The organism is Pelagibius sp. Alg239-R121, from assembly GCF_947331435.1.
Lineage (GTDB): Bacteria > Pseudomonadota > Alphaproteobacteria > Kiloniellales > Kiloniellaceae > Denitrobaculum.
In genome coordinates this window covers 1-25,321 of the sequence record NZ_CAMZOF010000013.1, presented here as the reverse complement: position 1 = coordinate 25,321, position 25,321 = coordinate 1, and the positions used below count along the sequence as shown (strand labels likewise).

Here is a 25,321-nt window from a genome sequence, read left to right as displayed (position 1 = left end):
TGAGCGGTCAAAATTTTTGAGAAAGGCGGTCGACTCTAGGATGAGGGCTCCCATTCCTTGATGGCCTTGATCGTAATTTGGGCGACAAGATTATGAGTTCTGGGAACCACGTTCTGGGAACCACGTTCTGGGATCCACGTTCTGGACAGAGTCGCTTCGTCAATCCAATTCTGGCAGTGGCACGGTGCTTTGGCATCGCTCCGCTCCTTACTCCTTGCCAGAAATCAAAATTTTGTCGTCAAGATCGTCAAGGAATAGGAGTTCCAACCTAGCGACTTAGCTGTATCCGCAGGGCAATGGGGTCTCTCTCTCCGCGGCGCCGGGCATATTCCAATGCGTCGCGGCCCCATTGATCCCTGATCGAAGTATCCGCACCACGCTGCAACAGCATGACGGCGATCTCCTCATGCCCTTTGAACGCAGCAAGTATCAAGGGCGTCACCCCCTCGCCGTCAATCCAATCGACCGTCGCACCGCGTTCGAGCAACAGGCGTGCGATCGCCGTTCGGCCATCGCGTGCCGCAAAGATCAGTGCGGTGTTGTTATGGCTATCCTTCGAATCCGGGTCGGCCCCTTTGTCGAGCAACATATCGACAAGGGCCAGATCACCTGATTTTGCCGCTGCGATCAATTCCGCACCGCTCGTATCCTGGCTGGACGCGGAAAAGGGATAGGCACCTAGAAACAAAAGAAAAACGACGATTGTCCTACTGGGCACTTGCGGCTCCGGTCAGTCCAAACTTTCAAACAGCGGCACACCGTTTCCCAGATCGAAAAAGGAACGCTCCAGAATGTTGTTATACACAACCTTCTGTTTGCTTTCTTCACCGTATGTCGGTTCTTCGACCTGTTCTCCGGCGAAGAGAACGATATAGCTTTCGTCGCGCGGATTGAAGAAGGGGAACCCAAGCGTTTCCACCGTATTGATCTTTCCGCTATCGAGGATAAACCGCGTCAGCACACCCATGCCGTAAGGGTGCTCGCACATGCGCTTTAGGTGACCGTAGGCTTTCGCCCGTCGTTTTTCGGGTACGAAATCCAGATAGTTCATGCCGGTCGGATCGTGGTCAATGCGTTCGACGACCTTCGTTCCCACCAGGCGGAACAGGACTCCGCCGCTCTTCGGCAGCTCGTACATTACAAGGTAAGGCAGGAGTTTCGGAACCTCGACCGGATCGAACTGCTGCTTGAGCGGCAAGGATGTCCGCCAATCGAATTTTCTTAAGCAGTGATCCGCGTATTCGCGGCAGATCTCGGTTCGGAGTGTTGCTCCCTTCGCGGCTGTGTTCTGGCAATAGTACGAGACCAACGAAGGTATCCTCTCTAGAACCAGGCCGAGTCGCTTGGGGAATCGCAAAGGCAGACTTGAATTCGAAAGCACGCGGGCCTGGACAAAGACAAAGGCTCCAGCCGGCAGTATGAAGTTCCCCCAGGCAAAAATTTGACGCCGGAAGTAAGCCTTATGCTGCTTCCCGCCAGTCGCCTGTCTCGGTCGGTCCCAATCAATTACAATCAAAGCTGAAGACAGTAATACATTTGTCATTTCAACTCTATACTAACATTTATACAGATCTCTTCAGTTGTTTTTCTCACAGGATAAACAACTAAAATGAATATTACATCATATATCTGGCAAAGTTCTACTATCCTAAGGACTGAGAGAGAGCTTCTTTTCCCTTCAAAGGCGAAACACCACTCCGAGGCGATTGGCTCGCAAGGATCCGCAGGTCGCGTTACAAATCAATGGTGCTCTGGCGGCTGGAACCCCTGCCTGACGAGCGCTTGTTTCAACCAGATGGAGCCACCATGACGGAAATCGTCAACGCACTGGTTTTTCGGAAAGAAAAGATCCTGCTCGTGAAGCGGAGTCCTCATCGCCGGAATTATCCCGGCAAATGGAGCTTTCCGGGAGGACACGTCGAAGCGGGAGAAAGCATCGAAGACGCCCTCAAACGAGAGCTGATGGAGGAACTCGCCATCCGCCCGACCGATTATGCTTTTCTTCAGATCATTGCGGACCCCAACGCTTTGGGTGCAGAGGTCAATTACCATATCTTCGCGGTCACCGCGTGGGAAGAAGGCGAACCGACGCTTCAAGGCAGTGAACACACTGAATTCAAGTGGGTTTATCCGGTCGACGCGATTTCCACACCTGATCTTGCGCTGAGCGCGTACCTAAATTTGTTCCGGCAAATCTGTTCTTGACCGCAACACCACAAAATTAGCCATCCATCGCCAGGCGCCAGAAATATCGACTGAAAATCCATGATGTACAATTATCTTGTATACGAGTTAATTATATACATACTACTTGTCTATCATGTAAGTTTATGAGGCAAGCTATGGATCGCGTGGAAGACTGCATCAGTTTTCTCATCGGCAAGGCCGCACAACAGATCGCACGGCGATCACGGGAGAAACTGGCGTCCCACGGCGTTACCCCGACGCAGTATGCAGTGATGAAGGTGCTGTGGGAGAATGAGCCGCAAAGCGGCTCAGAAATGGGCTCTCGGCTCCAGATGGACAGCGCGACCATTACCGGTGTGATTGACCGTCTGGAGGCTGCCGATCTTGTGGAACGCCGCCCCGATCCGTCGGACCGCCGTATCCACAGGCTCTTTTTGACGAGGCGGGGCCGGTCTCTTCAAAAACCGCTGGACCGGGCAATGGATGAGCTCAATGCCGAGGCGCGGGAAGTTCTCGGGAAGCAGGCCTCCGCGGTCCTAAAGGGCTTGAGACAACTTGGTGGAGGAGCCCTTACGACATGACCCTATTCGACACCAAAATCGCGATCGTCGTTCGGGACGATCTTGCCGGCTGGCAAAAGCTGAACGTCACGGCATTTCTGACCAGCGGCATTATCGGTAAATCAGGCGATCTGCTGGGCGAGGACTACGAGGATGCGGCCGGCAACAGATACAATCCCCTCGCTATTCAGCCCATGATCGTTCTGAGTGCCGATGCCTCCGGCCTGCGCAAGATCTATCAGCGCGCCATGGGCCGGGGTGTGAGACTGTCGCTTTACATTGACGAAATGTTCGCCACTGGACACGACGCGGCCAACCGGGCCGCCGTCAAACAGCAGCAGCCGGAAGAAATGGCCTTCGCGGGCATCGCCCTGCGTGAAGAGAAAAAGATCGTCGACAAGATCACCAAAGGCGCCAAGCTACATGCATAGCTGAAACGGAGCCGGATCGGACCTTGCCGAAAGTTCAGCCGTTGACCGGCGGCAGAGTATCCTGGAAGCGGACAGGTCGGCCTTCCGGATCGCCGAGCAACTCGCCGTCACGCATGACGCTGCGTCCCCGGATCACCGTCGCCACGGGCCAGCCGGTGACGGTCACGCCCTCGAAAGGCGACCAGCCGCATTTATAAGCCAGCCAATCAGAGGTGATTTCGGTCCTGGCCTTGAGGTCGACGATCGAAAAGTCGGCATCGTAGCCAACCGCGATGCGGCCTTTACCGGCAATATTGTAGATTCGCGCAGGCCCCGCTGAGGTCAGATCAACCAGACGCTCGAGCGACAGGCGCCCGGCATTGACATGGTCCAGCATCAGCGGCAGCAGCGTCTGGACACCGGGCATACCCGAGGGTGACTGCGGATAATCGCGGGCCTTTTCCTCCTTGGTATGCGGTGCGTGATCCGAGCCGATCACATCGACGATTCCCTGGCGAATTCCCTCCCACAGGCCTTCGCGGTGACGCGCATCGCGTATCGGCGGATTCATCTGTGCGAAGGACCCAAGACGCTCGTAACATTCGGGCGCGGCGAGGGTCAGATGCTGCGGTGTCACTTCGACGGTCGCGAGATCCTTGTTAGCCCCGAGGAGAGGCATTTCGTCGGCGGTCGTGATGTGGAGCACGTGTATGCGCCGCCCCGCTTGCCTGGCCAGACGCAGAATGCGGGTCGTGGCCTTGATCGCCACCTCCTCATCCCGCCAGACCGGATGATCCGAAACCGGCGCACCGTCGCGGACCAGCGACAGGCGCTCACGCAGGCGCGGTTCGTCCTCGGCATGGATCGCGACCCGGCGGGTACCGTGCTTGAGCACGCGCAGAAGCGTCTCGTCATCTTCGACCAGCAGGCTGCCGGTTGAGGATCCCATGAAGATCTTCACACCGCTGCAGCCCGGGTGCCGCTCCAACTCGCCGAGCCGATCGGCATTTTCCTCGGCGGCCCCGATGAAAAAGGCATGATCGGTCCAGGCCCGTCCTTCCGCGCGGGAGAACTTGTCGTCCAGATCGGATGTCGCCAGGGTCAACGGCATGGTATTGGGCATCTCGAACACCGCGACCACGCCCCCGAGCGCCGCAGCGGCAGTCCCACAGGCCAGATCTTCCTTGTGCTCCAGCCCGGGTTCGCGGAAATGCACCTGACTGTCTATGACCCCCGGCAGGACATGTAGTCCGCCGGCGTCGAAACTCTCCTTGGCAGCGGAAGCGTCCAGGTCACCCAGACTGGCGATCCGTCCAGCTTTAACGGCAACGTCGGTTTCGACAAGACCGGCCGGTGTTGCGACGCAACCGCCCTTGATCACCAGGTCATAGCTTTGTGTCATGATCTTTTGGTCCTTGGATTCATAACGGCACAGATGGCCGCGGTTTGCTTATCCGGGCTCGCCTCTTGTCGCCCGTCTTTCCTGCGCCAATGTCTCGAACAGCGTAACATATCGCTGCACGCAGGCGGTCTCGGTAAATTCGGCGTCGAAGCGTTTTCGGCCCTCCACCACTAGACGTGCCCCCAGGCCTTCCTCATCAATCACCCGAGCAAGGGCCACGGCAAGCGCCGCGTGGTCGTCGACGGGTACCAGCAGGCCGTCCCGGTCGTTGCGCAGTAACTCGGCAGGCCCTGTCGACGCAGCGGCCACAATGGGTTTGCCGTATCCCCAGGCGTCGAGGACAACGTTGCCGAAAGGTTCCACTCTGGAGGGAAAGGCGCAGATGTCGGCGGCGCCGAACAGTGCGGCCTTGTCGTTGCGCCAGCCGAGAAAACGAACCCGGTCGGCAACGCCGAGTTCACGGGCAAGCGTTTCCAGTTCAGTCCGTAAGGCCCCTTCCCCGCCGATCCAGAGATAGGGCCGGGTTTCGATCGCAAGGGCCCGCAGCAGAACATCCAGGGCTTTGACAGGATGCAGCCGCCCCAGCGCCAGCAGCAAAGGAACATCTTCGGGCGTATCGAAAGCGGCCCGCGCCATCGGCGGAGCGCTCTCAATCCGGGCGAAGTTGGGCAGATAATCGGCCCGCTCTCTTGGCCAGCCGCTCTTTACAACGTGGTCGACCAGATCCGTCGTATTGCAGATCAGATGATCGCAATTGCGGAAATTCTTGATCGGATAATAGCCGCCGAGCCGGGCCAGGCGGAGGAAATCGCCGGTCGGACAGATCGCGCTGGCACGGCTCATCCAGGTCATGACCACATCCGGCCTGAAATCCGCGATTTCGCGCTTCAAGGCCGCTTTGGTGGTGAAATCGAACCACTTGCGGAACGGCAGTTCCAACGGCACGACGCCTCCCGCCTCGATCAGCGCCGCACGTTCGGGATGACTGCGGATCACCGCGCGGCTTTCATGGCCGGCATCGTGAAGCGCCAAGACCAGAGAAACAAAAAAGGTCTCGGCCCCGCCGGCCTTACCGCCGGACATGACATTCAGAATTCGCATCAGTCCGGCTTCACGCTAAAAGGCGATCCGAAAGGGGCGACAGAACAAAGTGGTGAAACGACAAGAAAACGCATAGCCTGAGATCAGCCTCCGCGGCGGTTATACGAGGGGGGCAACCGCTTGCCAAGCGGCCCTTGCGCAATTGTTGCCGCGGCACCAATTCCTGCTCTCGAACGGCGCTCTAAACCGGCGCGGACAGAACGAATCGAAAGACACCTATGCCTGAACCAACCGAAGCCAAGGCCCTCATACTGTCGCACCGCAGCGTTCTGCGGGTTTCGGGTCCGGATCGCGTCGCTTTCCTTCAGGGTCTGGTGTCGAATGACATCGAATCTGTGTCGCCGGCACGGGCGGTCTGGTCGGCCTTCCTCACGCCCCAGGGAAAGTTTCTGCACGAATTTTTCGTCACCCCGGACCCCTCCGGCGCACAAAGTGATCATGAAGAAGCTCTGCTGATTGACTGCGAGACAGAGCGCCGCGCCGACCTCCAACGGCGTCTGAAGCTCTATAAGCTGCGCTCCCAGGTGGAACTGGAGGACGCGCACGACCGCTACCGGGTGGCGGTTCTGTTCGGCGCAGACACGCTGGAACTTTTAAAACTCGGTGACACGGCCGGTGCAAGCGCCGCTTTCGCAGGCGGTCAGGCCTTCGTCGACCCGCGCCTGCCGGAACTGGGGGCCCGAGCGATTCTGCCTTCTGAAAACGCAGAAGCCAGTCTGCGGGACGCCGGTTTTCAGCCGGCTTCACTCACAGATTACGACCATCTGCGCAGCTCACTCGGTGTTCCGGACGGCAGCCGCGATCTGGAAGTCGACAAGTCGATCTTGCTGGAAAACGGGTTTGATGAACTGCATGGCGTCGACTGGGACAAGGGTTGCTACATGGGCCAGGAACTCACCGCCCGCACCAAGTACCGTGCCCTGATCAAGAAACGCCTGATGCCGGTCGAGATCTCCGGGCCCGTTCCCGATCCGGGAACACCTCTTCTGCGTGCGGGAAAGGAAGTCGGGATTATGCGCTCATCCGTCGAAACGCGCGGCCTTGCGACCATCCGCCTGGATGCCATAAAAGCCTCGGATCCCCTGGAAATGGAGGCCGGGACAGCAAAGATCACGGCCCGCAAGCCGCAATGGATGCAGGCCTGATTGGATTCTGGCCTGATTGGATTCTAGCCTAATTGGATTCTGGCCTAATTGGATGCAGGCCTAATTGGAGGCTGGCCCAACGCAACCAGAACGCGGTTGGCCCTAAGCCCTGATCCGCCCCTGATCGGCGCCGTCTGATTGTTCGGCCAGTTCGTCGAGCGCCTGCCTGACAAAACGCGCCAGCTGCTCTGCCGGGGCGTTGGGGGGATCTGTGCGCGCAAACAGATCAATGTTCACCACGCCCAGTTCCGGCAGTTGCACGGACTGCGGCAGGGGATGAAGCCCTTCAGGCACCGTGCTGCGGGATAAGGCCATGATCCCGAGGCCGCTTTTCACCGCCATCTGCAATCCCGAGAGGCTGGAGCTTGAAAAGGCGATGCGCGAGGGAATGTTGGCGGCATCCAGCGCGCGTAAGATCGCAGCGCGGTAGCGGCAGCCCTCTGGATAGACCACCAGCGGCAGCGGTGAACGGTTTTCGCTGCTCTGGTTTGCGCCGGCAACCCATACAACGGGTTCGGACCAGGTCTTCAAGGGCCGGGCCGTGGTCCGCTCGGTCCTGATGCCGATCATCACATCCAGGTCCGAAGACTCGAAATGACCGCCCAGCGTCGCGCTCAGATCGCAGGTCACTTCGAGATTCACATTGGGGTGTGCCTGCGCGAAGCGGCCCAGGACCTGGGGCAGGATCGAAGTTGCAAAATCATTGGGTATTCCGACCCGGATCGAGCCGCTGAGGTAGGGATCGCCCATCACCTCGAAACAGGTGTCATTCAACGCAAGGATTTCATGCGCCGTATCCAGCAGGATTTCGCCCTGCCGGGTTAAAATCGGCGCCCGGCTGTCGCGCATGAGAAGCGATGCGCCACAAAGGGATTCCAACCGTTGTATCTGGAGAGAAACCGCCGACTGCGACCGCCCGACAACCCTGCCCGCGCGTGTGAAGCTGCCGGTTTCTATGACAGAAACGAAGGTCCGCAGGCTCTCTATGGGCAAATGTTTTCGCATCGAAGCAAGCACTTCTCATGGTAGCATTTGTGTTGTATACAAATAAGATTATACGATTACAAAAATAAATCAAACAATAAAAAACATTAATTTCTCAAATTCTAATCCCCATGATATCGACGTCGTAACGCTTCGAAATGCGAAGCCATTCAATAGAGACGAAACTCGAGCGACCGGCAAAGCGGCAGCGCCTGCGTCCGTACAGCGATTTTCGCAATGCGCTGCGAAAGAGCGTTCGGCGGGACCGGAGACGCAAGGCAATGAGCGACAGGTCGTCCGCGGGCGCCCGCTACGGGCGGTATTCAGTAACGAGGTAAAGATGGAACAGTTTCTCAAGATACGTAACGGTGCAAAGGTGACGCCCACCTTCTCGGCAAGCGAATCAGAACGGCGCCTGAAGATGCTCCGGGATCACATGGCGAGCGAGGATCTGGAAGCGGTTCTGTTCACGTCGATCCATAACATCAACTATTTCAGCGACTTCCTCTATTGCGCTTTTGGGCGGACCTACGGCCTGGTGGTCACCCAGGATAAGGCGATCACACTTTCCGCCAACATCGACGGCGGACAGCCACACCGGCGTAGTGTCGGTGACAATCTGGTCTATACGGATTGGCAGAAAGACAACTATTTCCGGGCCGTCCAGAACGAAATCGGCGGCCGCAAGCGGATCGGCGTCGAGTTTGACCACCTCAACCTGCAGAACCACGCGAAACTCGGCGACGCTCTGCCGGGTGCCACCTTCTCCGATGTCGGCGCCCCCACGATGCGGATGCGGATGATCAAGTCGGACGAGGAAATCGAGTTGATCAAACACGGCGCACAGGTCGGCGATATCGGCGGCGCCCACTGCGTTGAAGCCATTGCCGAGAACGTGCCCGAGTACGAAGTCGCCCTGCATTCGACCCGTGCCATGGTCCGCGAGATTGCAAAGCGCTTTCCGCACGGCGAACTGATGGATACCTGGACCTGGTTTCAGTCCGGCCTGAATACGGACGGCGCACACAATCCCGTCACCTCACGCAAGGTCCAGAAGGGCGACATCCTGAGCCTGAACTGTTTTCCCATGATCGCCGGGTACTACACGGCCCTGGAACGGACCCTCTTCCTGGATCATGCAAGCGACCGTCACCTGGAGCTCTGGGAAGTCAACTGCAGGGTGCACAGGCGCGGCCTGGAGCTGATCAAGCCGGGCGCGCGCTGCTGCGATATCGCGCTGGAGCTCAACGAGATCTACAAGGAGCACGATCTCCTGCAGCACCGGACCTTCGGCTACGGTCACTCTTTCGGCACGCTCAGCCACTATTACGGCCGCGAAGCCGGACTGGAACTGCGCGAAGACATCGAAACCGTGCTCGAACCCAACATGGTGGTCTCGATGGAGCCGATGATCATGCTGCCTGAAAGCATGGAAGGCGCCGGCGGTTACCGCGAGCACGACATCCTGGTAATTCAGGAAGATGGCGCCGAGAACATCACCAAGTTCCCCTTCGGCCCCGAACACAATATCGTGCCGGCCTGATTTTCTGCGCCGCTATGGCTGATGCGTGAAAGCCCGCTTCCTCGAAAACCGGGCTTTCACGCAGCCGATTGCACTGGTCGTCGGCCCTCCGTGGTATCGGGAACCATAAGCGTTAAATGAGCACGTCCTTCAGCGCGCGTTTGCCGTCGATCAATTCCTCAACGACATCTGCCTCGAGTACAGGCCAGTCGCAGGGCACGGCTGGAACCGGCGGCAATCGCATACGGCCTTTGGTTGCGTCGACACCGTCAGCCCGCACATAGCGTCCATCGTCACCTTTACGCGCCAAATAGTTCCAATCCGGTGCGTCTCCCGGCATTTCTGAAATCAGCTTGCGCCGCCGTTGGCTTTGCAGAACCTTTTCCGTCAGGGCATCGGGCTCCCACCCATTCGTGGCGATCCGGTGAAGTTCGGCAACGACCCCGGCCAGCTGCGGGTCTCCCACAACGTCGTTTAATTCCAGCGGATCAGTTTCCAGATCAAAAAGCATGGGCGGGTGCCCATGGGTCAGGATATATTTGTACCGTCCCCTGCGCAGCATTCGACAGGGAACACAGGGCCCGATCGCCAGGTAATCGGAGATTGCGAGATCGGGCCAGTCTTCGGCCGCTCCGCGCGCAAGTGGCAGGACACTATTACCGTCGAGCGCCAAATCCGAGCCGCTATCGGAACCGTTTCCTGCAAGATCCAGAAATGTCGGCAGCAGGTCGACCAGGGACACCACCTGCCTGGAGCGGCAGCCCTCCGGCATCCCGGGTATCGAAGCGATAAAAGGCACCCGTGCCGACCAATCCCAGAAGCTATGTTTGAACCACATTCCCCGCTCGCCCAGCATTTCACCGTGATCGGAGACAAAGAAAATCGCCGTGTTATCCCGCTGCCCGGTTTTTTCGAGCGTTTCGATTATCCTGCCCACCTTGTCGTCGAGATAGGAGATCATCCCGTAGTAGGCGTGCCGTGCACGCCGCAGATGGTCTTCGGTTATGCGGTGTCGATGCCGGCCATGGGCAAAGAACAAGGCCTTCGAGTGATAGTCGAGCTCTTCAAAGGGAATCGCCCCAACCGCCGGCATGTCGATCTCCTCGTCGGTATAGCGATCCCAGTACTCCTGGGAGACCGTGAAGGGCGTATGAGGGCTGGTGAAGGAGATGATCTGAAAGAACGGACTGCGCTCGGGCCGACGTGCCAGGTCGTAGAGGCTCTGGAGGCCGGCATGCTCGACCTCGTCGTCATAGTCTTCCTGCAGGGTGCGAACACAAGGGCCCGCTTCGACCACACCGTTGAGCGCTGTTCCCGACGCCACGAAGGAGGGTCCTGCCGCCCAGTCTGCGATCCACTGAAAGCTGGCCGGATAAATGTCGGTCACGCTGCGGTCATTGAAGCCGTGCAGCTGATCCGGTCCGATAAAGTGCATTTTACCGCAGAGCTCGGTCCAATACCCACAGTGTCGAAGGTAATGCGCCATCGTGGGCACAGAGCTCGCCAGTTCATTGGCGTTATCGTTGACCCCGATGTTTGGCGACAGCAAACCCGTCAGCATCGAGGCGCGGCTTGGCACGCACAACGGGTTATTGGAGTAGGCGTATTCAAAGACGGTTCCCCGTGTGGCCAAGCGGTCAAGGTTCGGAGTCTTGCAAACGCCGTTGCCGTAAAGGCTCAAGGCCTGAGCGGCCAGTTGATCTGCCATTATCAGCAGGATGTTCGGCTGATTTTCCCGAAGCATTTCGAGTGTTCTCCCATCAACGAAGACATTTGCCTTACTGCATCAACAAACCTGACGCCGGCATATTCCGGTTAGACCGGATCCAGGTTAAAACGCGCAAAGAGTTCGTCCGGCGCGTCTGCCTCTCTCATCAGCTGCGTCATCGCAGAGATCAGACGCTGTTCCGTTTCCGGGTCGTCGAGCGGATTTTCCTGATGCGGATCAGCTCCAAGATCGTAGAGCCGCGTTTGCGTATCTTCGAAATTCATACCCTGGACTTCGACGGGATTCCCTTTCTCACCTGCGCGCGGCCGCAGTTTCAGCAGCGGCACGCCCTTGGAAAATGAAAAGGGGTTGGCCAGGGTCGCGCCCACCAACTCGCTGATGGCGAACCGAGACGTCATTCTTGTCGGCATCAAGGTATATTCGTAGAGGTCTTCGGCGGTGAAGCGCTCCGGGTAGCGGAAGTAGACGTACCTGCCATCCGTGACATTGCAGGCCGCGCCGAAGTATCCGAAGATCGCCGCTTCGCGCAGTGCACGATCGCCGGCCATCAAAGGCAACAGGGACTTGCCGAGGACGTCTCCTGGAATGTTCTGACCATGCAGATCCAAAATCGTCGGCATGATGTCGGTCGCCTGCGTAAGGGACTGCCGGCGTGTTCCCCCCTGTCCTGCCCACGCGGGGTGATAGATCATAAGCGGTATGCGCGCGATCTCGTCGTAGACCGGCATGCGGTTCTTTGACCACCAGTCGTGTTCGCCGAGCAAAAATCCATGATCGGTGGTTAGGATAAGGCAGGTGTCCTTCCACAAGTCCTTCTCGTCGAAAAAATCCAGAAGGCGCCCGAAATACTCATCGCACATACTCGTAAGCGCAGCATAGTTTGCCCGCAGCTCCGCGATTTCCTCTGGCGTTTCGCGCACCCTTTCATAGAACGGCCAGTCGAGGATCGGACCGTCATAACTTGTCGGATACATCTCGCGAAATCGCGGGGGCGCGTGGAAAGGTTCATGGGGGTCAAAGCATTCGACTTGAAGCAGCCAATCGTCGCAATCGTGATTTTTATCCAGAAACTGCTGCGCGAGACCAAATACCTGGGGACCGCAGTAGTCTTCCTCGCGTGTCACATATTGTCGGTTGGTCATGTAGTTCACGCGATGATGCTGAAGTGGATGATAGTCTGCACGCATCGCTTCCAAATCAGGCTTTACATGTGCTTTCCAGCGATCGATCGCCTGCCCCCGCACGAGTTCCCAGGAGGCGTATCGCTGATGATAGGTCGCACCGCCATCGGCGAAGTAGTGATGGTGATCTGTAACGATGTGCGTATAGGTGCCTGCCTGTTTCAAAATTTCAGGAAAGGAATCGTCGAAGGGCTCCAGAGGACCCCAGCTACGATGCAGAAAATTGATCCGTCCGCTGTGCAGATCCCGGCGCGCAGGAATACAGGGAAGGCTTCCCACATAGTGATTATCGAACGTCACCGCCCGCTCGGCGAAACGCGAGAAGTTCGGCGTGTAAACCTGTTCACTGCCATAGGGTTCCATGGCATTGCGGTTCAGCGAATCAAGGAAAACGAAGACTGTTTTCATAGTTTGTATGTCTTACACTTGCGAGGTTATCGGCCGCGCGGCCTTCTCTGGAGTCTGATCGTTTTTACGGGTTCAACGACAAACGATCAGACTCTAGCGCCGCATGGACGCGGACTTGTTACTGAGCGGTACGGGCGGCAAATTCCTCGATGCCCGGAACGCCGGCTTCGCGGTAATACCGCAGGGCGCCGGGATGAAGCGGTGCCTGAAAACCGCCCAGGACAGTCGCGGACGAGACCCGTTTCCAGGCCGGATGGACGCCGGCCATATGGTCCAGGTTTTCCATAACGACCTTGGTTGCCTGATAGACGATTTCTTCCGGAACGTCCGCCCTGATCAACAGAACATTCCCCAAACGATAGGATGCTATTTCCTCAGGCTGTTCCGCATAGGTGTTTGCAGGAAGGTTTCCCGAGGTGTAAGCGCCGTATTTTGCCTGTATTGCCTTAGAGACGTCCGAGGGAATCGGCAGGATCCGCACGTCACGCTGCGACTTCAACTTGATGATCGGTGGCAGCGGGATCGAACCGTTCCAGACGAGCGCATCGATCTGACCGTCGGAGAGCATATCGACCATCTGCGGCAACTTGACTCGAAAATCCTTGAAGTCTTCGCCGGGTTTCAAGCCAATCGTCTGCATGAGAATTTCGGCGTCGAGCATGGATGTTCCGCCCGGTTGACCAATGCCGATCCGTTTGTCTTTCAGATCGGTTAGCGCCTTGATACCGGAACTTTCCAGAACGACCACATGCTGCACAATCGGTGCGATCGATATCCAGCTGACGATCTGGCCCGGTTTGGTACCGGCGTAGTCGCCCTCACCTTTATAGGCTTCGTAGGCAAGCTTGGAGTTGGAGAACCCAGCCTCGATCTGGCCGTCGAGCATAAGCCGCACATTGGCGACATAGCCTTTGGTGCCTTCCGCCGTCATCTTGACACCTTCGACGTTGCGATTGACCAGATCCGAGATACCGGCCGCCCATTGATAGGCTGTATTGCCGACCGGGTTGGATCCGATTGAAACGAACGTGTCCTCGGCTTGGACGGTCGCAGCCGTTAAGAGACTGCCTCCCATAGCGACGACTGCCAGCGTTTTTTTAAGGTTCATTGTTCCCTCCCTATATGAATTCGGTTTTTTTGGGGACACAACCAGCTCTCTGCTCTCTAACTCCCTACATCCAATTGTGTCTTTTCTTTCTTGCCGCTGTTGCTGCGGGCAAGCATTTGAATGGCAATCACAGTGGCGATCGCCAGCAATCCGGCTATATCGCTGTAGGTGCCAGGCGCGATCAGCATGACGGCACCGGCCAGCAGCAGGGCGCGAAGAGGCCAGGGAGCATGATCGGCGAACCAGCCTTGCAGGGCACCGGCCAACGCGACCGCACCGAGGGCCGCGGTTGAAACAGGAATGACAAGGCTGGAAAAATCCCCGATCCCGAGCAACCGGACATCGAAAACGAAGAAGTAAGGAATCAGGAACGCGACGAGGCCGTATTTCACGGCGGTAAGCGCAATCCGCATCGGATTTTCACCTGACAGGGCAGCGGCGGCAAAAGCCGCGAGCGCAACAGGTGGCGTAATCGCCGACAGCATTGCTGAATAGAAGACGAACATGTGCGCCGCAAGAATGTTCACGCCCATGTTGACCAAAGCAGGCGCCGCCAATGTCGCCACCAGAATATAGGCCGCCGCCGTTGGCAGACCCATGCCCAGAATCAGGGACGTAGCCATGGTCAGCATCAGCGCAACAACAAGATTGCCGCCCGACAATGTGACAATCAGCGAACTGAATTTCAGGCCGACGCCCGTCAGGGTCACAACGGCGATGATGATGCCCGCCGTTGCGGTCGCCATGGCCACCGGCAGGACCGCGTGGGTAGCGGCGACGCAGGCTTTGGCGAGCGCCCCGGCTCCCATACGGGTTGCGCCGCGCAATAATGATAGAACGAGCAGCGTGCAGATGGCCCAGAGGGATGCATACATCACCGAGTAGCCATTGACGATAAACCCGACAAAAGCCGGTATCGCGAGCAGCACATGCCCTCTCTCGAGCAAAGCCTGCCGTGCCGACGGAAGCTCCGATTGCGCGAGCGGCTTGAGGCCGGTTTTCACGGCTTCGAGGTGAACGGCGGCGAAAACCGCGATGTAAAAAAGTGCGGCGGGAATAATTGCCGACTTGGCGATCTCGGCGTACGGCGTTTCGATGATGTCCGCCATCAGGAAGGCAGCCGCCCCCATGATCGGCGGCATCAACTGGCCGCCGGTCGAGGCGACAGCTTCGATAGCCGCTGCGACATGGCCGCGGTAACCGCCGCGCTTCATCAAGGGAATGGATATGGTTCCGGTCGTCAGGACGTTGGCAACGGCCGTGCCGGATATCATGCCCATCAGACTGCTTCCCACCACCGCGGCCTTGGCCGGGCCGCCCCTCGAGCGGCCGGTCATCGCAACGGCAACATCCATGAGCACCTTCGAGGCTCCGGAAGCTTCCAACAAGGCTCCGAGAATGACGATCAGAATGACGAAAGTCGCGCTGACACCAAGCGGCGTGCCGAATATCCCATCTGCCCCCAGATAAACCTGGCTGAGAACCCGCTTGAGGTCATAGCCGCGATGCGCCAGATCGCCCGGCAGGACGTTCCCCCAAAAAGCATAGGCAAGAAATACCAGTGCCAGTACCAGCATCGACCAGCCGATGGTGCGGCGCGTCGCATCCAAGAGCAGAACGACCGCAACGGCGGCAATGATAATCTCCAGGTCCGTTATGGCACCGTACCGCGACACGACCGCATCGTAGAAAACGACCTGATAACCGGTGACGCTAAACGCGACGACACCCAGCAATAAAGCTACGACTCTGTTTATTGCCTGGATGTGACCGGATCGGGAGATCGAAGCCTGCAGGTACACAAGCACGATCGCCAGGGACAGATGGACGCCGCGCTGAATAATGTCGGGAAAGATACCAAACGCCGCTGTATAGAGGCTGAAAGCAATCAGAAGGATACTCACGCCGGTGACGGCTTTGCCGAGCTGGTTATCAACAGCCGTGCCCGCAGTGTTGTTCACAACACCAGCGCCTCGTCGCTCCCGGCCGTGGCGGCGGCCGGAGCATCAGCAAACAGCTGCCGAATATCAAAGGATGGCGCGTAGACCTGAGTTGCAAGTGCCAGTGCCGCGGCGGCGGGCGCCGGACCCGTGATCTGGTGGTCGTGCGCGGTCACAATCCGCGCCGTTATGCCATAGGCCGTGAGGGTCTTGCGAAACGCTTCGCAATAAACCGCATTTCTTCCCAGCGGCCCGGTGAGCACCACCGCCTGCGGGTCGAGTGAGAACAGAAGCTGTTTGCTGTGCAAAGCCAGCAGTTCGCCGGCCTCCCGCACCGCATTTTCCGCCGCCGGATCGCCTTTCGCCGTGAGATCCAGCACCTTCTTAAGCCTGTTCTCCTGGCTCTCCAGCGTCCCCGGACCAACCTTCTGTGCATCGGACAGACCCAGCCGGTCGAGTATCGCCCAACCGGATGCGATAGTGTTCAAACACCCCCGCGCGCCGCAGGAACAGAGCTGTCCATCTGGATCAACAGGGATATGGCCGATGTGGCCGGCCTGATTGGTGTGGCCGCGCAACACTTCACCTGCGTTGATGATTGCACCGCCCAAACCGAGTGCGGCCCGAATCAACACCAATTCCTCGGTCCCTGCGCAACAGCCCATCCGGCTTTCCGCAACAGCTATGCAGCGGTTCACGTTGTCGACCGTGACATCGAGTTTCAGGCGTTCGGCGAGACTGCGGCGAACGTTAAAGGCAGGCCAGCCCAAATACGGCGACCGGTCCCATACTTCTCCGCTGCTGTTCAGATAGCCCGCGATCGCGGCTCCGGCGCCCAAAATCCGGCCCTTATCCAGTTTATGCTTTGTAATCAGGGCCTGCGCTGCGGCGGCAATTTCATCGAGCGTGCTCTGCGGGTTTCCAATGTCCGTAGGGTCGATCCTTACGGTCTCAATAGTGCGGCCGGCCATGTCTGTCAGCGCGATACTGGAGTTAAACGCGAGGATGCTCAGACCCAGGACGAAACCGCCCGGCCCGACTATTTCGAGTCCCGAGCGTTTGCGTCCCCGGCCGTTGCCCGTTGCAAGCGCGCCGACATCCTTCAGCAATCCGGCGCTGATCAGTTCCTGCACGATCCGAGTCATTGCCGCGGTGGTCAGTCCGGTTGCATCGGCCAGTCGCGTACGGTCGATGCCGGGCTCTTCGAGCACCAGTTTCATGACGCTGGCACGATTGTATCCGCGCGCGCTGTCGCCGCCCCGCTTGCTTCCCGCCCCGCTCATGCTTCGCATCTTCATTGCCAATAATTTTTTAATTAAGTTAATTAATAATATAAACTCTAAGTATGCTGTCAAGTGAGGCGTTAGCGCAGCCAGGGTTGCTTGCCGGAGAATTTGCTGCGCGACCCGGCAGCACCCGCCAACAGATCAGCGCACAGTTTCAAGCTGACCGGACCGCGCTCGGCGGCATTAAACCGCGCTGCCCAAGCCATCGCGCTATTGAGTCTGAACGCTTATTACGGATCCTGTGAAAAGCGCGGATTAGGCTTCGCTTCAGATAGCTGGAAGACGATTTGCCTTCTTTATCGGTTCTATCGAGAAGCTCCGCGCGCTCGGATCAAAAGTTGATCAGGCCCGCCGCCTCTGCCGCAGGCCGGTGTGTTTTGCTGACCGGTACTTCCAGCCCGTCGTGAAGGACCAGCTTGATCTTCCGGCCCTCGCGCTTGGCCGATACCACGGCTTCACAGGCAACCCAGAATGAACGATGGACCTGCAGACCGCTCAGGTCTTCGACATCGCGCACCGCATCGGCAAAGCGATAGAGGACCAGCTCCTCGGTCTTATCGGTGTAGACCTTGACGTAATGTTCCTGTGCCTCGAGTGCGCGGATTTTCTGTCCCTGAAGCTTCGGAAAGCGGGCAATCAAAGGCGTGTCGCTCGCAGCCACCTGTTCGGTTACTTCTGGCCGGATGGCCGTGTCGATCTCGGTTTCGGTATCGGCGGGCAACGCCTGGGAAGGCTCAGCCGGCGGAGCCTCAGCCAGCGAGGTCCTCTCGCCAGCCGCAGAAACCTGGGTAACTTCGCCTTTGCGACCGGCATTCGATAGAAAAAACCACAGGACCGAAAGAAACAGTATCGACGAGAAGTAGCTTTCGATGACGCTGCTGATAATCAGTTCTGTCTTTTCGTCCGGTGCTTCGGCGATCTCCTGCCCCAGATCCGGATTCACATAGAGATCCAGCATGACAACAACGATCGTGGCTGGAACACAGGCGATCATGACCGTCAAGACCTCCCGGGAGATCGAAAAGGACCGGTATTTCGGCCTGCTCCGAATGAAATACGCGGTGAGATAGAGAGCGATGGTCGCACAGGCAACGGCGGTGGGGTAGTAGACCACGGCTTCGAAATTCGACGTTTCATCGTCGAGGAAATCGAGCGAAGTCAGGAATGCCGCCATCCCGAAGGCCCAAACCAGGCCTTTGCGGACAGGTGCTATGCCAATTTCGTGCTTCATGAAACGTACAGCTGCTTGTTTCGCGCTGCATGTAACTATCCGCTCGGGCGTTTTCACGCAAGTTACGACTATTTCATGAATGGGCATTTGCCCGGCTCACCGGCTCAACCCAAACAATACTGCAGTTTCACGGGCATTCCACCCGGACTGTAAATGAAATTTGGGAGACCCCACTCATGAGCCTTCACCTTCTGCGCCCTCACCGGCTTTTCCCCCGTTACCGGCTTCGGCAGTCGGCATCACATCTAAAACTGGTCGGGCTTAGCGCCGTTCTGGCGGTCAGCCTCTCGGCATGTGGAAACTCCGGTGCCGACTATCGTCCCGTCGTCGATCTCGAAAATCCGGCAATCGGACCCGAGCAGCTTGCCCGCTACGACAGCGATCTTGCGGCCTGTCAGGAACTCGCCCGGACCTACAGCTACACCAATGACCATGCCTTAACCAAAGCCGGCGCGGGCGCCGTCATCGGAACCGGGCTGGGCGCATTGGGCGGCGGCCTAGAAGGCGCCCTTGCCGGTGCGGTCATCGGAACCACCGTTGCCGCGGTCGACAGTGGGTTCGACAGCTGGAACAAGCGCGAGAGCATTGTCTCCAAATGCCTGGAGAACCGCGGCCATCAGATCGCCGGCTGAAACCGAAGACATTTTTACGCCAAAGCATTCAATTCAAATTAACAGGTACCCAAAATGCTATTTCGCCTCCCCCCGGCCGTCGTTGCAGCGGCGGTCGGCTCAATCGCCGTGACAGCCCTGTCCGCGCAGGCACAGGCCGTCGCAATCCGGCATGACGCACCGGAAGCGCTTTACCTCAAATTAGGCGCCCAGTTTACCTCGGTCGGATATCTGCCGCTCATCGGCGGTTCGGCCGTGTTGGTCGCTCCTGACAAGCTTTTGACAGCCGCCCACGTTGTTGACGAGAACCGCGACGGCAAGCTGGACAACGAAGTGCTGGGGTCGCCCATCCTCTTCGGTGCCGACGTGAACAAAGCCATCGACGCGGTGGGTAGCATCAAATCGGTCGAGATTCTGCCCCAGTACTACAGCCCCGTGGATAACGCCAATGATGTCGCGGTGATCACACTTGAGACGCCGATCACCAACATTGAACCAGCCAAAATCAACCTGTCGAACATCGTCGGCAAGGTCGTGACCGTCGTCGGGTACGGCGTCACCGGCACGGGTGCGGACATCGACCCTGATGAGTTGGAGCAGGACGGCCGGCGCCGGGCAGCGCAAAATACCGCCGATGCGATCGGGCCGATGGATGCCGATGAACCCGAGATCCGTGGCGTTATTCTGACCGATTTCGACGATCCTTCGGGAGACTCCAGCAGCCTGGCCGAGCTTGCGGAGGACGAGACCATTTCCGACCCCCTTCCAATCGCGCTGGAAGGGATCGGTGTTCCAGGCGATTCCGGCGGCGGTGTCTTCGCCGACTTCGGCCAGGGTTACCGGCTGGTCGGGATCAATTCAGCGGGCACGCACCCCGACGATGACGAAGGCACACCTTACGGCCGCTACGGCTCGCTGGAGCTCAATGCGCCGCTGTCCCGGCCCGACACCATCGATTTTCTGTCACGGAACGGCGTGTCCTTCGAAAACCCCCAGATCGCTGTTTCAGAGCCATCAACCGCAATTCTCTTTGTCGCAGGACTGCTGGTGATATCGGGCTTTGCCGGACGGCGCCTGCGCGCCTAGAGCCTATTCCAGCCCGTTGGGATCAAAAAGGATCTGTCCCCTAAAATGAATGAAGTCTCTCCCGAACCAGGCAGTTCCGGCTCCGGACAGCCGGGGTTGTCACCAAAGTTTGGCTTTTGGCTCCGCTGTGTTCTCCTGGTCACTCTGCTCGGCAGCCTCACCCGTTTCGGCCTCGCAGCCTGGCTGGCATTGACGACCAAAGCCAGTTGGGAAGAACTGAGCGCGGCGGTCCTGACGGCCGTGCCACTGGATATTGCCATGACATTTGTGGTGGCCGTCATCTTCCTTCCGGCATTCGTGTTGCCGAAGGATTTCTGGCGCAGCGCCGCCCCGAAACTGTTCGCCCACCTGTTCGTGATTGCGACAGCTTTCGTCGCGCTGTTTACCACTGTCGCAACCTACTTTTTCTGGCACGAGTTCGACAGCCTCTTTAACGGCATTGCCGTCAGCTATCTGATCTTCCCCCGCGAAGTCATCGGCAATTTGCATGAGAGTTTCAATCTCTCCCTCTATCTTCCGCTCATCGGGCTCGCCGCCGTCTGTATCTACCTTCCGCTGCGCCGCTTGCTCTCGCAAGCTTTGACACGCCCCGAAGCAAAGGGGCAGCGCCGGAGAGCTCTGGCATTTGCCGGCATAGCCACGGCACTCAGTGCCGGCATGGTCTGGAACGGGCCGTTGGCCAGCTTTGAAAACCGCCAGGTCAACGAGATTGCATCGAACCCGGTCTGGTCCCTGTTTTACGCCTTCCTGACCAACGACGAAGACTACGATGGCCGCTACCCGGGCATTGCCGAACAAGACGCAATCCCGATCATGCGCACCGCCGTACGCCAGGACAACACCAGCAACATGGCGCCGCCGGATAAACGCAGCCTGCTGCGGCAGGTCGACAATGGCCGGCCTGCGGACTTCAAACCGCTGAACATCGTCATCGTGATCGAAGAATCTTTTGGTGCGACCTTCGTTGACAGCCTCGACAACGACCGCGGCGTTTCAATCAGCCCGAACCTGGATCGCCTGGCAAAGGACGGCCTGTTTTTCGAAAACATTTATGCGACCGGTGACCGTACGGTGCGCGGCCTCGAAGCCATTCTCACGTCTTTCACACCGATCCCGGGGATCTCGACCACACGCCGGGCCGGCTCGGAGGGCATGAACTCCCTCCCGTTTCTGCTCAAGGATATGGGCTACGACTCCGCATTCCTCTACGGCGGGCTCAACGTGTTCGACAATATGGGCAGGTTCTGGAAAGGCATCGGGTTCGACCATCAGTGGGATCAGAGAGACATCGCGGATCCGGATGCCTTTAAGACCATCTGGGGGGTTGCCGATGAGTTTCTCTTCACCGAAGCCTTGAAGCGCCTCGATGAACATGCCCACAGCCTGGAACAGATCGAACGGGGCGAAGGCAAGCCGTTCCTTCTTTCTCTTCTGACCGTTTCAAACCATCGCCCCTATAAGTTTCCGCACGACAATGTCCCCTGGCGTGAAGACCGGGGCCGGATCGAGAACACGGCAAGCTATGCCGACTGGGCCTTTGGCGACTTCATTGAAAGAGCCCGTGGGCGCCCCTGGTTCGACGACACGCTTTTCGTCTTCGTGGCGGATCACGAACCAAAAATCAACGGCTCGGCGCGTGTGCCCGTCGAGTGGTTTCACATTCCTCTTCTGATCTACGCGCCAAAGCACATAACGCCGCAGCGCTCAGCCGTGCTCGGCTCCAGCCTGGACGTAGCGCCGACCCTACTGGGCCTGCTGTCATTGAGTTACGACAACCCCTTCTTCGGTGTCGACCTGCGGCGTGTCCCGGCTGGCGGCGGCCGCATCGCCATGGCCCACAATTATTCCGTCGCCTACGGCAGGAAAGATCAGATCGTGGTGCTGGAGCCAACCGGCGATATCAAGGGCTATCGGATGCCGCCGAAGGGCGGGACCACGACCCAGTTGCCGGCACCGGCAGAGGACCTGGCTGAAGAGGCGGTCGCAATCACCCAGACCGCGCATCGGATGTTTTACCGGCGCGAGTACCATTGGCGTTCGAAAGCACCAGCCGAGTGACCGCTTTTCCTGCGACACCGGTTGATCTTGATCGCCTCAATCGAGAACGATCCTTCTCGCATTTTATCCGCTGACGGTTCTCGAAACAGAGTCTAATGTTCTTGTTTTGTTCCTATATTTGGGATACTCTGGAACACATGGACGAAGCCATTTTCGCAAAGCCGAAGAAGGGCCGGGGTGCGGTCGGAAACCCGAAGCCGAGATTCGATGCAGAGGAACGCCTGACTGTAGATGACGGCTGGGGCAGCGCCGACCCGGACGAACTTCCGCCACTGCGCACCACAGTCTCTCCGGATAGCAGCCGCAAGGTCATCGCCCGCAACGACTCGCCGGATCTTCCTTTCGATCGCTCGATCAATCCTTACCGGGGTTGCGAACACGGCTGCGTTTATTGCTTCGCCCGCCCAACCCATGCCTATCTCGGCATGTCGCCGGGCCTCGATTTTGAAACCAAGCTGGTCGCAAAACACAGGGCGGCGGAGTTGCTGCGTGCCGAGTTGGGAAAGCCGTCATACCGGCCTGCGGCCATGGCGCTGGGCACCAATACCGACCCCTATCAGCCGATCGAGCGCCGTCTGGAGATTACCCGTCAAATTCTCCAGGTCCTGGCCGAAACCAAACATCCTTTGGGGATCGTCACCAAATCACACATGGTCACCCGCGACATCGACATTCTGGCACCTATGGCACGCGAGGGACTGGTGCGCGTCTTTCTCTCGGTTACGACCCTGGACGGCGACCTTGCAAGGCGCATGGAGCCCAGGGCCAGCACGCCGGCCAAACGCCTGGAAGCTATCCGGACACTGAACGAAGCCGGCATTCCCTGCGGCGTCCTAGCGGCTCCCATGATTCCAAGCCTGAACGACCACGAATTGGAAGCGATTCTCGAAGCAGCTTCGACAAACGGCGCGCGTTGGGCCGGTTACATCCTTTTGCGGCTGCCGCTGGAGATCAAGGAGCTGTTCAACGACTGGCTCGACGTCCATGCACCCGACCGCAAGAACCGTATCCTCAACATTCTGCGCGAATCCCGCGGCGGCAAACTCTACGACAGCAAGTGGGGGCAACGCATGACCGGCAAGGGCGTGTTCGCCGACCTGCTGGCCCGCCGCTTCGAGCGGGCGACGAAACGCCTGGGCCTGAACCATGAGGAGCCCAAGGTCGATTGTTCAAAGTTTCAACCGCCGGCAAAAGATCCAAGGCAGTTCGATCTCTTTTGATCCGCCGGGTGCCGACGGCCGAAGGTGCAACGAAGAGCAATGGGCGAGAATAACGCAGAGATGAGACGACGTTACTCGCAGGTGTCGAGGAGAGTTTGAGGCGGTAATTTGGTAGCCGCGTCGCCGCAGGCCTCTTCAAGCTCGCTCTGGGCGAGTTGTTTCGCATCGGTTAGATCACTCGCGCTCAAATCGGCACCGGCGAAGCGGGCAAACTGCAGATTGGCGCGGCGGAAATCAGATCCGCGCAGGCTGCTTTTTCGCAGGTCCGCGTACCAGAGATCTGCACGGCGAAAATCGGCCCCCTCGACACTGGCGGAGGAAAGATTGATGGCACGCAAATTTGTGCCGCGCAGATCGGCGCCATCGAGCAGCGTGGCGCTCAGATCTGCGCGTTCCAGCTTTGCATTCCGCAGGTTGGCCGCGCGGAGGTTGATTCCGGACAAGGCAACTTCGTTCAACTCGGCCCCCTGAAGATCGGCGTAGAGACGAAAGCCCACGCCCTCGATCGGACGCTGGGCAGTTAACGCGATGTAGGAACCCGTAAAGGTCATGATTGCCATGAATACCGCGACGCCGATTTCCGGCAGGCGCTCAGAAGGCCGCCATCGCGCACGTTCACCAAGCAACGTGGCTTTGGTGATCCGGTACATGGAGCACCCCGTCCAGAAGGCCAGAACCACGAGAATGGAGAGGCCGAAGCTGCCGATCCAATCATGCTTGGGCAGATAACGGAGCCAAAACAGAAACACCGTCAAGGGGACCAGCACCCAGGCGCAAATGACTGAGATCCCGACCTGCAGCCACCAGAGCGGCGGCCGGTTTACGGTGAGGCGCTGCATGTAAAGCCGAAGCAAGCTGGTTAGCAGCCAGGGATAAGCCTTTTCATCCAACGAAAAAGCGTCCGGGAAAAAGGCGGGCAGCTTGGACAATCCGCGCCACAAGCGCTGCAGGTACATATGCAGGTAGATGTAGATGCCCAGCAGGACGACAGGCGCTGCCAGGAAAAAGCCCGCTATTGGAACTTCAGTCTGAATAATTGGCAGCTGTGTCGAGGAGGCGTTGACCACCAACGCCAGATCGGTCGTGGTCGCAAGCGCCAGCCAGGCATACACGCAACCGCCCACCACCCCGAGAAATACGCCGCGTCCATGCCGGGAAATCTCGGCAACGTAGTCCAGGCCAACGAACCTGGCAGCCTCCGGTTCCACCAACGCATCCGTCAGGTCGGCTCCGGCAAGTTGTTGGACCTGGAGCCCCTTGACCGGCGAGAGCGTCGCACCACGAAGATCGGCGTCACGAAGATCGGCACCGGTGAGGTCGGCGTTGGTGAGGTTAGCGTTTTCAAGCAGCGCGCGGCGCAGATCCGCATCGATCAATTCTGCTTCCGGCAACCAGGCATTTCGAAGATCCGCCTGCTCACCCTGATCACCATCCGAGTCCAGCCAAAGGGCGTGAGAGGCGAGAACCTGCGCCAACTCTTCGTCGGTGAATTCGGCCGGACATCCGCCTCGCCCCAATTCGTGTTCCGACGGTTCTTTCCCCGGTTCGTCTGTCTGGTGCAAATGTTCGACCACTCTTCGATCCCCCTGAACCAGGACCGGCAAGGCCCTCTTCCCCGGCGAAGATTACCCCATCCTTCCACTGCGTGCAGCGTTCTTTGTCTTTACCTGGTGTGGTCCAGAAGATGACGGTGGGAGCGTTACAGATTGCCGACATGAATGTTTGTGCGCATCGCTCGTATCTAGTTGCTATGCATCGCCAATCTTTGAACATTGCAGACTTGTTCTCGATCTTGCGGCGCCGTTTGAACAAGATTTTGGAACAGGGCCTTGTGCGGGTCATCGACTTTCGGTGCATTCCGCCACTTCATCCGTTCCGGACAACGCGTATTACTCCACTGATGACCTGCCGATCGTCTACACGGGGTCTGCCCCAAGGCCTTGGGAGCTGAGACTTGATGCGCTTAAGTTGGTGTTCGGTCAGCCAGTTGCAATCAGACATAGGTAACTCCACATACCCATTTGAACCACACCTTGCTGGAAATTTGAATCCATGAAGTTGCGAATGACCGAACTGCGGAGATGATGTTGAAAAAGGCCTCTTGATCGCCGCTTCGGTCAATGATTCAGTTCTCCTAATGATTTGGGAGGCT

At 58.3% G+C, this 25,321-nt stretch carries 21 protein-coding genes and 1 pseudogene; 9 read left to right on the top strand and 13 right to left on the bottom strand.

Annotated features, from left to right (window positions below):
• Positions 1 to 268: 268 nt before the first annotated feature.
• Both QMZ18_RS32325 and QMZ18_RS32320 read right to left on the bottom strand, forming a co-directional pair.
• Complete coding sequence (locus QMZ18_RS32325; RefSeq protein WP_282610566.1) at positions 269 to 718, bottom strand: ankyrin repeat domain-containing protein; 450 nt, start codon at positions 716 to 718, stop codon at positions 269 to 271.
• Positions 719 to 730: 12 nt separating this feature from the next.
• Positions 731 to 1,543 carry a PAS domain-containing protein gene (locus tag QMZ18_RS32320; protein ID WP_282610565.1) on the bottom strand — a complete coding sequence of 271 codons (813 nt, stop codon included), beginning with the start codon at positions 1,541 to 1,543 and terminating at the stop codon, positions 731 to 733.
• A gap of 263 nt (positions 1,544 to 1,806) precedes the next feature.
• Here QMZ18_RS32320 and QMZ18_RS32315 point away from each other — a divergent pair, with 263 nt between their 5' ends.
• From QMZ18_RS32315 to QMZ18_RS32305, 3 genes are all read left to right on the top strand, one after another.
• The gene (locus QMZ18_RS32315; RefSeq protein ID WP_282610564.1) at positions 1,807 to 2,205 is read left to right on the top strand and encodes an NUDIX hydrolase; all 399 of its coding nucleotides are present in this window, start codon (positions 1,807 to 1,809) and stop codon (positions 2,203 to 2,205) included.
• A gap of 137 nt (positions 2,206 to 2,342) precedes the next feature.
• On the top strand, positions 2,343 to 2,768 hold the full coding sequence (locus tag QMZ18_RS32310; protein ID WP_282610563.1) for a MarR family winged helix-turn-helix transcriptional regulator: 426 nt from the start codon (positions 2,343 to 2,345) through the stop codon (positions 2,766 to 2,768).
• On the top strand, positions 2,765 to 3,178 hold the full coding sequence (locus QMZ18_RS32305; protein WP_282610562.1) for a DUF2000 family protein: 414 nt from the start codon (positions 2,765 to 2,767) through the stop codon (positions 3,176 to 3,178). Before QMZ18_RS32310 ends, QMZ18_RS32305 begins: the two co-directional genes overlap by 4 nt.
• A 34-nt stretch (positions 3,179 to 3,212) precedes the next feature.
• Here QMZ18_RS32305 and QMZ18_RS32300 read toward each other — a convergent pair whose 3' ends face one another.
• A complete protein-coding gene (locus QMZ18_RS32300; RefSeq protein WP_282610561.1) occupies positions 3,213 to 4,559 on the bottom strand; it encodes a dihydroorotase in 1,347 nt (448 codons plus the stop codon).
• Positions 4,560 to 4,607: 48 nt separating this feature from the next.
• Positions 4,608 to 5,660 (bottom strand): glycosyltransferase, encoded by a 1,053-nt coding sequence (locus QMZ18_RS32295; protein ID WP_282610560.1) that lies wholly within the window; start codon positions 5,658 to 5,660, stop codon positions 4,608 to 4,610.
• Positions 5,661 to 5,878: 218 nt separating this feature from the next.
• Here QMZ18_RS32295 and QMZ18_RS32290 point away from each other — a divergent pair, with 218 nt between their 5' ends.
• Positions 5,879 to 6,805: a folate-binding protein YgfZ gene (locus tag QMZ18_RS32290; protein WP_282610559.1), complete on the top strand. Its 927-nt coding sequence runs from the start codon at positions 5,879 to 5,881 to the stop codon at positions 6,803 to 6,805.
• Positions 6,806 to 6,907: 102 nt separating this feature from the next.
• Here QMZ18_RS32290 and QMZ18_RS32285 read toward each other — a convergent pair whose 3' ends face one another.
• Positions 6,908 to 7,810 (bottom strand): LysR substrate-binding domain-containing protein, encoded by a 903-nt coding sequence (locus QMZ18_RS32285; RefSeq protein WP_282610558.1) that lies wholly within the window; start codon positions 7,808 to 7,810, stop codon positions 6,908 to 6,910.
• Between the two features lie 319 nt (positions 7,811 to 8,129).
• On the opposite strand from QMZ18_RS32285, the gene QMZ18_RS32280 reads away from it, so the two are divergent.
• Positions 8,130 to 9,332: a M24 family metallopeptidase gene (locus QMZ18_RS32280; protein WP_282610557.1), complete on the top strand. Its 1,203-nt coding sequence runs from the start codon at positions 8,130 to 8,132 to the stop codon at positions 9,330 to 9,332.
• Between the two features lie 112 nt (positions 9,333 to 9,444).
• Here the strand turns inward: QMZ18_RS32280 and betC are convergent, their stop codons facing one another.
• The 6 genes from betC to QMZ18_RS32250 form a co-directional block, all read right to left on the bottom strand.
• On the bottom strand, positions 9,445 to 11,055 hold the full coding sequence (betC, locus tag QMZ18_RS32275) for a choline-sulfatase (RefSeq protein ID WP_282610556.1): 1,611 nt from the start codon (positions 11,053 to 11,055) through the stop codon (positions 9,445 to 9,447).
• Between the two features lie 71 nt (positions 11,056 to 11,126).
• Positions 11,127 to 12,629, bottom strand: coding sequence for a sulfatase (locus tag QMZ18_RS32270; protein ID WP_282610555.1), 1,503 nt, complete (start codon positions 12,627 to 12,629; stop codon positions 11,127 to 11,129).
• A gap of 118 nt (positions 12,630 to 12,747) precedes the next feature.
• Positions 12,748 to 13,737 carry a TAXI family TRAP transporter solute-binding subunit gene (locus QMZ18_RS32265; RefSeq protein ID WP_282610554.1) on the bottom strand — a complete coding sequence of 330 codons (990 nt, stop codon included), beginning with the start codon at positions 13,735 to 13,737 and terminating at the stop codon, positions 12,748 to 12,750.
• Positions 13,738 to 13,793: 56 nt separating this feature from the next.
• Positions 13,794 to 15,698 (bottom strand): TRAP transporter permease, encoded by a 1,905-nt coding sequence (locus QMZ18_RS32260; RefSeq protein ID WP_282610553.1) that lies wholly within the window; start codon positions 15,696 to 15,698, stop codon positions 13,794 to 13,796.
• A complete protein-coding gene (locus QMZ18_RS32255) occupies positions 15,695 to 16,960 on the bottom strand; it encodes an ROK family transcriptional regulator (RefSeq protein WP_282610552.1) in 1,266 nt (421 codons plus the stop codon). The genes QMZ18_RS32260 and QMZ18_RS32255 overlap by 4 nt, the downstream gene beginning before the upstream one ends.
• Before the next feature lie 334 nt (positions 16,961 to 17,294).
• Positions 17,295 to 18,194 carry a LytTR family DNA-binding domain-containing protein gene (locus tag QMZ18_RS32250; protein WP_282610551.1) on the bottom strand — a complete coding sequence of 300 codons (900 nt, stop codon included), beginning with the start codon at positions 18,192 to 18,194 and terminating at the stop codon, positions 17,295 to 17,297.
• A 176-nt stretch (positions 18,195 to 18,370) separates the two neighbouring features.
• Between QMZ18_RS32250 and QMZ18_RS32245 the strand changes: the two genes are divergently transcribed.
• The 4 genes from QMZ18_RS32245 (at position 18,371) to QMZ18_RS32230 (ending at position 23,169) form a co-directional block, all read left to right on the top strand.
• Positions 18,371 to 18,826, top strand: coding sequence for a hypothetical protein (locus tag QMZ18_RS32245; RefSeq protein ID WP_282610550.1), 456 nt, complete (start codon positions 18,371 to 18,373; stop codon positions 18,824 to 18,826).
• A 54-nt stretch (positions 18,827 to 18,880) separates the two neighbouring features.
• Positions 18,881 to 19,891 carry a serine protease gene (locus tag QMZ18_RS32240; protein WP_282610549.1) on the top strand — a complete coding sequence of 337 codons (1,011 nt, stop codon included), beginning with the start codon at positions 18,881 to 18,883 and terminating at the stop codon, positions 19,889 to 19,891.
• Positions 19,892 to 19,936: 45 nt separating this feature from the next.
• Complete coding sequence (locus QMZ18_RS32235) at positions 19,937 to 21,949, top strand: LTA synthase family protein (protein ID WP_282610548.1); 2,013 nt, start codon at positions 19,937 to 19,939, stop codon at positions 21,947 to 21,949.
• A 137-nt stretch (positions 21,950 to 22,086) separates the two neighbouring features.
• Entirely contained in the window at positions 22,087 to 23,169 is a 1,083-nt protein-coding gene (locus QMZ18_RS32230) for a PA0069 family radical SAM protein (protein ID WP_282610547.1), read from the top strand.
• A 71-nt stretch (positions 23,170 to 23,240) separates the two neighbouring features.
• On the opposite strand, the gene QMZ18_RS32225 is transcribed toward QMZ18_RS32230, so the two are convergent.
• On the bottom strand, positions 23,241 to 24,743 hold the full coding sequence (locus tag QMZ18_RS32225; protein WP_282610546.1) for a pentapeptide repeat-containing protein: 1,503 nt from the start codon (positions 24,741 to 24,743) through the stop codon (positions 23,241 to 23,243).
• Positions 24,744 to 24,846: 103 nt separating this feature from the next.
• Positions 24,847 to 25,170: pseudogene (locus tag QMZ18_RS32220) on the bottom strand (hypothetical protein); the annotation flags it as partial.
• Between the last annotated feature and the right edge of the window lie 151 nt (positions 25,171 to 25,321).

Excerpts from the sequence above, each read along its gene's own strand:
- QMZ18_RS32320 (WP_282610565.1), bottom strand. The coding sequence starts at position 1,543 with ATGACAAATGTATTACTGTCTTCAGCTTTGATTGTAATTGATTGGGAC.
- QMZ18_RS32300 (WP_282610561.1), bottom strand. The coding sequence starts at position 4,559 with ATGACACAAAGCTATGACCTGGTGATCAAGGGCGGTTGCGTCGCAACA.
- QMZ18_RS32315 (WP_282610564.1), top strand. The coding sequence starts at position 1,807 with ATGACGGAAATCGTCAACGCACTGGTTTTTCGGAAAGAAAAGATCCTG.
- QMZ18_RS32270 (WP_282610555.1), bottom strand. The coding sequence starts at position 12,629 with ATGAAAACAGTCTTCGTTTTCCTTGATTCGCTGAACCGCAATGCCATG.
- betC (WP_282610556.1), bottom strand. The coding sequence starts at position 11,055 with ATGCTTCGGGAAAATCAGCCGAACATCCTGCTGATAATGGCAGATCAA.
- QMZ18_RS32250 (WP_282610551.1), bottom strand. The coding sequence starts at position 18,194 with ATGAAGCACGAAATTGGCATAGCACCTGTCCGCAAAGGCCTGGTTTGG.
- QMZ18_RS32285 (WP_282610558.1), bottom strand. The coding sequence starts at position 7,810 with ATGCGAAAACATTTGCCCATAGAGAGCCTGCGGACCTTCGTTTCTGTC.
- QMZ18_RS32310 (WP_282610563.1), top strand. The coding sequence starts at position 2,343 with ATGGATCGCGTGGAAGACTGCATCAGTTTTCTCATCGGCAAGGCCGCA.
- QMZ18_RS32240 (WP_282610549.1), top strand. The coding sequence starts at position 18,881 with ATGCTATTTCGCCTCCCCCCGGCCGTCGTTGCAGCGGCGGTCGGCTCA.
- QMZ18_RS32245 (WP_282610550.1), top strand. The coding sequence starts at position 18,371 with ATGAGCCTTCACCTTCTGCGCCCTCACCGGCTTTTCCCCCGTTACCGG.
- QMZ18_RS32290 (WP_282610559.1), top strand. The coding sequence starts at position 5,879 with ATGCCTGAACCAACCGAAGCCAAGGCCCTCATACTGTCGCACCGCAGC.
- QMZ18_RS32230 (WP_282610547.1), top strand. The coding sequence starts at position 22,087 with ATGGACGAAGCCATTTTCGCAAAGCCGAAGAAGGGCCGGGGTGCGGTC.
- QMZ18_RS32305 (WP_282610562.1), top strand. The coding sequence starts at position 2,765 with ATGACCCTATTCGACACCAAAATCGCGATCGTCGTTCGGGACGATCTT.
- QMZ18_RS32265 (WP_282610554.1), bottom strand. The coding sequence starts at position 13,737 with ATGAACCTTAAAAAAACGCTGGCAGTCGTCGCTATGGGAGGCAGTCTC.
- QMZ18_RS32295 (WP_282610560.1), bottom strand. The coding sequence starts at position 5,660 with ATGCGAATTCTGAATGTCATGTCCGGCGGTAAGGCCGGCGGGGCCGAG.
- QMZ18_RS32255 (WP_282610552.1), bottom strand. The coding sequence starts at position 16,960 with ATGAGCGGGGCGGGAAGCAAGCGGGGCGGCGACAGCGCGCGCGGATAC.
- QMZ18_RS32280 (WP_282610557.1), top strand. The coding sequence starts at position 8,130 with ATGGAACAGTTTCTCAAGATACGTAACGGTGCAAAGGTGACGCCCACC.
- QMZ18_RS32235 (WP_282610548.1), top strand. The coding sequence starts at position 19,937 with ATGAATGAAGTCTCTCCCGAACCAGGCAGTTCCGGCTCCGGACAGCCG.